Source organism: Rothia aerolata, assembly GCF_014635585.1.
GTDB classification, from domain to species: domain Bacteria; phylum Actinomycetota; class Actinomycetes; order Actinomycetales; family Micrococcaceae; genus Rothia; species Rothia aerolata.
Map to the genome: position 1 here is coordinate 1,371,117 of NZ_BMDC01000001.1, position 8,206 is coordinate 1,379,322.

9 protein-coding genes and 3 tRNA genes are annotated in these 8,206 nt (G+C 57.4%); 6 read left to right on the forward strand and 6 right to left on the reverse strand.

What is annotated here, in order from left to right; all coding sequences use genetic code 11:
• Positions 1 to 24 precede the first annotated feature (24 nt).
• The 3 genes from IEV00_RS06140 to IEV00_RS06150 are packed head-to-tail and all read left to right on the forward strand — an operon-like array spanning position 25 to position 1,636.
• Positions 25 to 582 (forward strand): RNA polymerase sigma factor, encoded by a 558-nt coding sequence (locus tag IEV00_RS06140; RefSeq protein WP_229723089.1) that lies wholly within the window; start codon positions 25 to 27, stop codon positions 580 to 582.
• Positions 579 to 1,211 carry a hypothetical protein gene (locus IEV00_RS06145; RefSeq protein WP_188359371.1) on the forward strand — a complete coding sequence of 211 codons (633 nt, stop codon included), beginning with the start codon at positions 579 to 581 and terminating at the stop codon, positions 1,209 to 1,211. Before IEV00_RS06140 ends, IEV00_RS06145 begins: the two co-directional genes overlap by 4 nt.
• Positions 1,211 to 1,636, forward strand: coding sequence for a hypothetical protein (locus IEV00_RS06150; RefSeq protein ID WP_188359372.1), 426 nt, complete (start codon positions 1,211 to 1,213; stop codon positions 1,634 to 1,636). Before IEV00_RS06145 ends, IEV00_RS06150 begins: the two co-directional genes overlap by 1 nt.
• 120 nt (positions 1,637 to 1,756) lie before the next feature.
• Here the strand turns inward: IEV00_RS06150 and IEV00_RS06155 are convergent, their stop codons facing one another.
• Genes IEV00_RS06155 through pdxR form a run of 3 tightly spaced genes read right to left on the reverse strand, consistent with a single transcriptional unit; the run spans position 1,757 to position 4,241 of the window.
• Complete coding sequence (locus IEV00_RS06155) at positions 1,757 to 2,092, reverse strand: hypothetical protein (RefSeq protein WP_188359373.1); 336 nt, start codon at positions 2,090 to 2,092, stop codon at positions 1,757 to 1,759.
• 37 nt (positions 2,093 to 2,129) lie between these two features.
• A complete protein-coding gene (locus tag IEV00_RS06160; RefSeq protein WP_188359374.1) occupies positions 2,130 to 2,729 on the reverse strand; it encodes a hypothetical protein in 600 nt (199 codons plus the stop codon).
• A gap of 21 nt (positions 2,730 to 2,750) precedes the next feature.
• Positions 2,751 to 4,241: a MocR-like pyridoxine biosynthesis transcription factor PdxR gene (gene pdxR / locus IEV00_RS06165; RefSeq protein WP_188359375.1), complete on the reverse strand. Its 1,491-nt coding sequence runs from the start codon at positions 4,239 to 4,241 to the stop codon at positions 2,751 to 2,753.
• Between the two features lie 166 nt (positions 4,242 to 4,407).
• Between pdxR and pdxS the strand changes: the two genes are divergently transcribed.
• The 3 genes from pdxS to IEV00_RS06180 all read left to right on the forward strand — a co-directional run bounded on the left by pdxS (position 4,408) and on the right by IEV00_RS06180 (position 6,829).
• On the forward strand, positions 4,408 to 5,325 hold the full coding sequence (gene pdxS / locus IEV00_RS06170; protein WP_188359376.1) for a pyridoxal 5'-phosphate synthase lyase subunit PdxS: 918 nt from the start codon (positions 4,408 to 4,410) through the stop codon (positions 5,323 to 5,325).
• A gap of 40 nt (positions 5,326 to 5,365) precedes the next feature.
• Complete coding sequence (gene pdxT / locus IEV00_RS06175) at positions 5,366 to 5,953, forward strand: pyridoxal 5'-phosphate synthase glutaminase subunit PdxT (RefSeq protein WP_188359377.1); 588 nt, start codon at positions 5,366 to 5,368, stop codon at positions 5,951 to 5,953.
• A 120-nt stretch (positions 5,954 to 6,073) separates the two neighbouring features.
• Complete coding sequence (locus IEV00_RS06180; RefSeq protein ID WP_188359378.1) at positions 6,074 to 6,829, forward strand: type 1 glutamine amidotransferase domain-containing protein; 756 nt, start codon at positions 6,074 to 6,076, stop codon at positions 6,827 to 6,829.
• A 542-nt stretch (positions 6,830 to 7,371) separates the two neighbouring features.
• Here IEV00_RS06180 and IEV00_RS06185 read toward each other — a convergent pair.
• The 3 genes from IEV00_RS06185 to IEV00_RS06195 all read right to left on the reverse strand — a co-directional run bounded on the left by IEV00_RS06185 (position 7,372) and on the right by IEV00_RS06195 (position 7,722).
• Positions 7,372 to 7,444 (reverse strand) — tRNA-Phe (locus tag IEV00_RS06185).
• Positions 7,445 to 7,507: 63 nt separating this feature from the next.
• Positions 7,508 to 7,581, reverse strand: a tRNA-Asp gene (locus IEV00_RS06190).
• A 68-nt stretch (positions 7,582 to 7,649) separates the two neighbouring features.
• Positions 7,650 to 7,722: transfer RNA gene (locus IEV00_RS06195), tRNA-Glu, on the reverse strand.
• Positions 7,723 to 8,206 lie beyond the last annotated feature (484 nt).

Here is an 8,206-nt window from a genome sequence, read left to right on the forward strand (position 1 = left end):
CAACGTGAGAAAGGATAGCTAGTAGTGGCACCACCGCTCGATGCTCAGACAGCGTCTGACAGCCTGCTGTGTGATAGGGCTGGAAGTGGAGACAACACCGCCTTCCAGATACTCATCCAGCGATATGCACCGCTCATGCGGGCATACGCAATTCGTCTACTCGGTGGAACCAGCGATGCGGATGACGTGATTCAGGAAACGCTCATCAAGGCCTGGAAGAAGATTGATACCGTTCAAGAGCCTTCCAAGGTTAAATCCTGGTTGATGACGCTCACCAACCGTACAGCAATCGATCACATTCGATCGCGAAAAGTAACGTCAGAGCTTGATGAAGTTCTGGAGTCGGCAGATAATAGTATATCACCTGAACAAAATGCTATTCAGGGCTCTCAGCTGGGTGCGCTTAACGAGTTACTTCGTAGGCTTCCCGCCGAGCAAAGCCAGGTATGGACAATGCGGGAAGTTGGTGGTTTCTCCTATAAGGAGATAGCTCAGACGCTTCAGATTTCAGAAGCCTCTGTGCGGGGTAGGCTTGCGCGAGCGCGAGGTACTTTGATTGACGGAATGGATGCGTGGAAATGATGGCAGAGTGCGAACAGAGCACCACGCTTGATGAGCTCAGTGACTGGCTTCTAGACGAAGAGAACCAGGTAGAAACTAGCGAGCACACTGCCCTCTCAGCCCACATTGACCGGTGCCCCATATGCTCCCAGCGTGTTAGTTCGCTGCGTCAGTTGACCCGAGTTACCAGCGATTTGAAAGAACATGATCTGGCTGAACAGACCCAAGACACCGGCTGGCTCGATACCATTTTGAGCAACATTGTGTTTGAGACCCGGTCGGGCCGCTCTATTCCCCTGGCTTCTGACTTTGAGCAGGATTCGCTGTCGGTGACCGAGGGTGCGGTGATTGCTGCTGTGCGTTCTGCCGCCGATACCCTGGACGACGTGCTGATTGGTAAGTGCCGCCTGCACGGAGATCTCGAGACCTTAGGCGCCCCCGTGACCGTTGAGGTCACCGCTTCGTTGCGTTCCGGTGGAGACAGGGTTCAGTCCACTATCAGGTTGCGGGAGCTCATCGTCGCAGAGCTGGCGCGGGTCAGCGAAATGAATGTTGAGAAAATCAGCATCGAGTTCAACGAATTTTTTGAAAGCACGGGTTCTTCTGAGGACCCCGCGAAGTTATCTCCTGCTGAATCGGGTGTGAGCTAATGGCAGATCAGATCTATCTTGAACCGCAGGATACAGAGGTAGAAGCCTCCAAGAGGTTCTCAGCGGAACTTCTGGCTCAGGTACGCGACGAGGTACTTGACCTAGAATGCATTGAAAAAATCTATCCCCGCGTGACCGCACCCGGCAGGGTTGCCCGAGTAGCTTCAGCGGCGGCGTCCACCGTTCAGTCGGTGGTGCAGCAGGTGCTGGGGTCTGCTCCCCAGGCAGAATCCTCCGACTCCACTAGCCGGGGAGACGACAAAAGAGCATCCCGCTCCTTCTTCTCGAAGCAAGACACTCTTTCTATTCGCGTGGGTACCGCCCCTCACGCCAGCGTTCCCGAAACAGCTCGCAAGGTTGCCCAGATTATCCACCATCGGCTGGGCGACGATCTTGCGGTGACGGTCGATGTCGTAAACGCCTAGAGGCTTTGCTCAAAAAGTAGATTCCAGCCCGAGAGCGCTGGTCAACCTCCCTTAAACGCCAGCCCCGATGCCAGTTGACCAGGCGCTCTCGGGCTGCTATTACGACCTTTTAAAAAAAACTTAGTCCTTTCCTTCGGCTGCCTTTTTACGGGCCTCAGCTTCACGGCGGGCCTTTGCCTCAGCATAGAGCTTGGCAGAGGAACGGTTGATACCGGTGCCTTCGCCCAGCTCAGGGTCATTGGGCTTCTCCACCAGAATCAGGGTTGCGCAGACAACCAGGGTCACCACAAAAACAGCGCCCGCAATGGTCAGCCCCAGCACGTAGGGCGGGGTATTGTTGGTACCGCCGGCACCAAAAATTGATACCCCAAAAAAGGTAACAACCGCCAAAACCGCCGCAATAATCAGCGGGCCTGAGATTTGTTCTTTGATACCGTGGGAGCGCTTGTTAGCCACGAAAAATCCTCCTGAAAATGATCTGCCTCTAAGTCTACTAGTCCCGCTCAAGTTTCTTTGCTTCGCTAGCAATCGACAGAGCGCCGATGAGCAAGAAGACCCCGGCAATAATCGCGCCACCGCCGGCGGTACCCAGCACGGCCTTAGAGCCGATGCTGCTCATCATGAGCAGACCCACCGATGCGCAGGTCATAATAATTCCCTCAAGTTGCCAGTCTTTGGCGATAAAGGGCAGGGAGCGCTTGGCCCGCACTCCGCAAAAGATTTTGAGAATACTGGCAAGACCCAGCGCTACCGAGACAATAATGCTCATCCAGAAGATACTGGTTCCCAACACCAGGGTCAGCGCCGCAGCGCCCGCCAGCAACATAGCGATGGAGTTGAGACTCTGGGTCAGCTGGGGATCATAGGGCTTCAGCCGAGCCCCCATTAGAGCAGTTGAGGCTCCCAGGGCAAGCATAAAAAGCCCCAGCAGAACCGCATCGATGGTAGCGGTGGGCTGCTGCCAGAAGACCGTAATAAGCCCAAAAACCAGGTAGACACCGGCCTGCACAAAGGCTGGCAGGGTCAGAGCACCCTGAAGCGAACGGTGGGTCTGAGAAGCTGAATTAGGCTGGGGAAGCTGCTGAAAAGTCACCCGTCTAGGGTATCAAACCGACTAGAGAGCCTTAACCAGTAGCTTCACACCTGCCAGCAAAGCCCTCTCCTGCGCACCGCCAAAGCCAATCACTACCCCGCGAGCCGCAGCGGCGTCGTCCTGATTCTCTGCACCGGAAAGGTGCCCCGAGTGCGCCCAATAATCCCCCAGCGCAGCAACGCCTACCCCCGCCTGCGCCAGGGTCTGTACCACGCGGGCCTCATGCTGCTCGGTGGCGGAGGAACCGGTGAAAGCGAGTACCACGTGCAGGCCGCCGTCCATGGGAAGAACCCGAACATAGGGCGGTAGCTGCGCGCTGTGGAGGGTATTCAGCAGAAGCTCCCGGCGCCTCCTATAGGTGCGGCGCATACGGGCGATATGACGGCGCACCCCGCCCTCGGCAAGAAAGTCGGCCAGGGCGCTCTGAAGCAGGGCCGAGACCGGCGAACCCAGCACCTCACGGAGCTGGCTCACCGGTTCAAAGAGGTGGCGCGGGGTCAGCATGTAGCCCAGCCCCAGGCCGGGGGTGAGGGTCTTAGTAAAAGAACCCAGGGTCACCACCCTGTCGATACCCTGCTGGCGAGCCAGCGCACCCAGAGCGGGCAGGGGGTCGCCCACATAGCGCAGCTCAGAGTCATAGTCGTCTTCAACGATGTAGGCGCTGTTCTCCTCCGCCCAACGCAACAGTTCAAGGCGGCGATCAACCGGCATCGAGGCGCCCAGAGGGTACTGGTGGCTGGGGGCAACCAGCACCAGGTCGGGGCGGTTGGTGGTGGGCAGCTTCTCGGGGTTGAGGCCTTTTTCATCGACGGCAACCGGAATGATTTCGTGGCCGAAAGCCGCCGGAATCTGGTGTAACGAGGGGTAGCCGGGGTTCTCCACGGCAATGCGCAGGGGGCGCTGGCGGTTCTCTTGGCGCAGGGCCGAGAGAAGCAGGCGAAAACCATCGCGGGCACCGGCGGTGACCAGAATTTCCGCAGGCTCACGGACCATCTGCCGCATCAGGCGCAGGTGCTCAGCCAGTTGAACCTGTAGCTCAGGGGAACCTGCTGCCGGATAATACTTGCCGGGCTCGGCAGCGGCTTTTCGCCAGGCAGACCGCCAGGCGGAACTGGCAAGCAGGCTGGTGTCTGGGGTGCCGGGGCTGAGATCGATGAGCTGACGCTGGGGAAGGGGCAGGGGCTGCTGGCTCTCTTCGTTGCCCTCTGCACTATCGCCGGATGCCTGCGGAATAATTTTTTGTAATTCCAAGTTTTCGGCCACCCTGGTGCCGCCCTTATGGGCGCTGAGGTAGCCCTCGCCGGCAAGCTGCTCGTAGGCGGCAACCACAGAGCCGCGGGAAATCTCAAGCCTGCTAGCCAGCCCGCGGCTAGAGGGTAGCAGGTCGCCGGGCTTGAGGGTGCCAGCCAAAATGTGCTCCCGAATTTGCTCGGCAAGCTGGGCCGGGATGGAGCCCACCGCCTGTTTCTCAATGGTCAGCGGCAGATCGGTGGAGGTTGAGTAGCGGGGCATGGTTTTTCTTCTCGGTTCTCCCTGGGGGTAGGGTCGTTTCCCTGTAGAAAATCGGCAGGGAAACGACCCTACCCCCAGGGAAAAGTTCGCACTTTCCAACTGGTCTAAAAAATTTCTATCTTTCTGGAACTAATTTAGACCAGTTTTCGGGTGCAAGCTAGTGCCCATGAGCGAAAACAAGAATTCAACCGAAAACATCACCGGCTCTCCCCTGGTCAAGCGCGGCCTGGCAGACATGCTGGTGGGCGGTGTCATCATGGACGTCGTGACCCCCGAGCAGGCAAAAATTGCCGAGGACGCCGGCGCTGTGGCCGTCATGGCCCTGGAACGGGTTCCCGCCGATATTCGCGCCACCGGCGGAGTTGCCCGCATGAGTGATCCCGACATGATTGAGGGAATCATCGATGCCGTCTCTATTCCCGTCATGGCAAAGGCCCGCATCGGCCACTTCGTAGAGGCACAAGTTCTCGAGGCGCTGAAGGTCGATTACATCGACGAATCCGAGGTGCTCTCCCCCGCTGACTACGTCAACCATATCGATAAGCATTCCTTCACCGTGCCCTTTGTTTGCGGTGCCACCAACCTGGGTGAGGCTCTGCGTCGCATTACCGAGGGTGCTGCCATGATTCGTTCCAAGGGCGAGGCTGGCACCGGCGATGTGTCCGAAGCTACCAAGCACATTCGCACCATCAAGTCTCAGATTGCCGAGCTTCAGGCGCTCTATGCCACCTCCCCCGACCTGCTCTACGTCAAGGCAAAAGAGCTGGCGGCCCCCTACGACCTGGTGCTTGAGGTGGCAAAAACCGGCAAGCTCCCGGTGGTTCTCTTCACCGCCGGCGGCGTGGCAACCCCCGCCGATGCCGCCCTGATGATGCAGCTCGGTGCCGATGGCGTGTTTGTTGGCTCGGGTATCTTCAAGTCGGGCAACCCCGAGGCTCGCGCTAAGGCAATTGTTAAAGCCACCGCCCAGTTCGATGATCCGCTAGCGGTTGCAGATGCCTCCCGCGGCCTGGGTGAGGCAATGGTGGGTATCAACGTGGCTGACCTGCCCGCACCCCACCGTCTGGCAGAGCGCGGCTGGTAAAGCGCAGAAGCGGAACCGGCCACATTAATAAGGAGTAGCTTTGGAAAAAACCGTGGGCGTTCTTGCCCTCCAGGGCGGGGTGGCCGACCACGCCCTGCTACTGGAGCAGCTGGGTGCTAGGGTCGTCCTGGTAAAAAAACCCGAGCAGCTCACAGAACTCGATGCCCTGGTACTACCTGGCGGGGAGTCCACCACGATTGACCGGCTGAGCCGAATTCTGGGCCTGCGGGAACCGCTAATTGAAGCGATTTCCGCCGGCCTGCCTACCCTGGGCACCTGTGCCGGGCTCATTATGCTGGCTCGGTCTATCGCCGACCCAGCCCCCGGGCAGCAGTCGCTGGGCTTACTCGACGTCGAGGTAGGCCGCAACGCCTTCGGCTCGCAGGTAGACTCCGCCGAAACCACTCTTACCTGGCAGGACGCCGCCGGTTCAGCGCGCCCTGTCAGGGCGGCTTTTATTCGCGCCCCCAGGGTGATTTCTTGGGGTGAGAAGGTTGAGGTTGCCGCCCGCTATCGCGGCGAAGTGGTGGGTGTGAGGCAGGAAAACCTGCTGGGAATCTCCTTCCATCCGGAGCTTACCGGAGACACCACGGTGCACGAGGAGTTGCTTTCTCTGACTGAGCGCTAGCCTGCTCTGCTGGAGGCGAGGGGCCAAAAATTGACCGTTAAGCCGAGAAAATAAGGTCTATTTTTGGCCCCTCGCCTGTGAAATACTCATAAGTAGACTTGGTAAGAGAGGATGTTAACCATGGCCAAAGTTCTATTTGTAGTATCCGCAGCAGATTACTGGACCCTCAAAGACGGTAGCGAGCACCCCACCGGCTTCTGGGCCGAGGAACTAGCGGAGCCACACCGCATTTTCACCACTGAGGCCAACTGGCAGGTTGATATCGCTACCCCCGGTGGCGTAGCGCCCACTCTTGACCGCATTAGCATTGGCCCTATGGGTGGCTCCCACAAGAAGCGCCAGGAAATTGTGGATTATCTGAAGAGCATTAAGGATCAGATTGACCACCCGCTCAATCTCTCCGACGTTGACCACACCGACTACAATGTGGTCTTCTACCCCGGCGGCCACGGCCCCATGGAGGATCTCGCCTACGACGAGACCTCGGGCAAGCTGCTGGTAGAGCGGATTAATTCAGGGCGCACGGTTGCCCTGCTCTGCCACGCGCCGGCGGCTGTTCTTGCTGCTAAGACCAACTCGGGCAATGCCTTCTCCGGCTTCACCATGACCGGCCTTTCCAATGTGGAAGAACGCATGAATCCTTTTGCCTGGAAGGCCAAGTGGTTCTTGGAGACCGAGCTCAAGAAAGCAGGAGTGAACTACGAGAAGGCGGTGCTGCCCTTTACCTCCAAGGTTGTTGCAGACCGCAATGTTTACACCGGTCAGAATCCCCAGTCTTCGGTAGAGCTGGCCAAGAGAATTGTTCGCGACCTCAGCCTCACCGACCAGCCCACAGGTTTTACCTCGGGCTCGGCGTCCTCAGAAAAGGCTGAGTAGGGGCTAGGGCGCAGTTAGCCGCCCAGAGCTTCTCCCGAGAGGCCATTTTTATACCGTTTTTCGCAGATTTTCGGTACAAAAATGGCCCCTCGGCGATCATGGCAACTTTAATAATTACCGTGTTTTGCTGAAACGGTGACTCGGCACACGGCCCCATTCTGGCAAAGTGACTGAACGTTGGATTGTAAGGAGCCGGCTGGAATATAGAGCTGTCCCATAACTCAAAAGTTGCAATTTTGGTTCTTAAAACCTCTGAATAAGAACCAAAATTGCAACTTTGTGGTTAGTAGATTCCCTGCCGAACTTCGCCGGTCACGAACCGGCGAAACGTCACTGAAGCGGCGACTCGGTGCGATTTCCTATTCTTGATAGTCGCCCAGCATGTTTGAGGACGTGCTTTTCTACTCACATCTTAGGTAGCGCGCCCGGGGCGGGACACAGATTTGTCCTATAACCCAAGAAAAGCCTTAGCGGGGCGCGTACCTCGCTAAGGCTTAAAATAAAAAACCACTCACACGTTAGAAGCCCATGTGAGTGGTTTGTGGCTCCGACCGGCGTCGATCCGGTGACCTTACGATTTTCAGTCGTACGCTCTACCAACTGAGCTACAGAGCCAGGCATACCCTTAGATATGCCACAACCGCGCATCTCATCGAGTGAGAACTTACGCGGTCGGAGCGACCCCGACGGGACTTGAACCCGCGACCTCCGGCGTGACAGGCCGGCGCGCTAACCAACTGCGCTACGGGGCCATCGTTGATTTCAACAGAGATAAACTCTATATCATCCAACTTGGCTTTGCAAATCCGAGGATTTGCAGTACCCCCAACGGGATTTGAACCCGTGTTACCGCCGTGAAAGGGCGGCGTCCTAGGCCGCTAGACGATGGGGGCCTAGTAGGAACTTCACTCTGATTTCTCAGACCGTCGCTCGAACCTCAATAAGCTTATGACAGTTTTTCAACCCGTGCAAATCGAACCGACACAGCAGAGGGCTCCGGTGGCAATTTTTCAGTAACCGCCACCACTTTTAAGCGTGTTTTCTTCGGGCTGAAATCCCAAAATTCCGCGAAAATAAGCGGTTTTCGACCCGGGCAAAAAATTTTCAAAATTTTTCCAAAAAATCTTAAAAAGAGAGCAGGAGAGCCCCGTCGGTGCCTCATTCGCTCTGAAATGAGGGCGCCGGCGGAATCTCTCCTGCCGAAAATTTTTCTAGACCGCTATGGGTGGCCTATCAGCAAGCTCGCACGCCCGCCTTTGCTGATTCGCTTAGCTCTTGCAAGCTCGCACGCTCGCTCGCCTTTGCTGATTCGCTTAGCTCTTGCAAGCTCGCACGCTCGCTCGCCTTTGCTGATTCGCTTAGCTCTTGCAAGCTCGC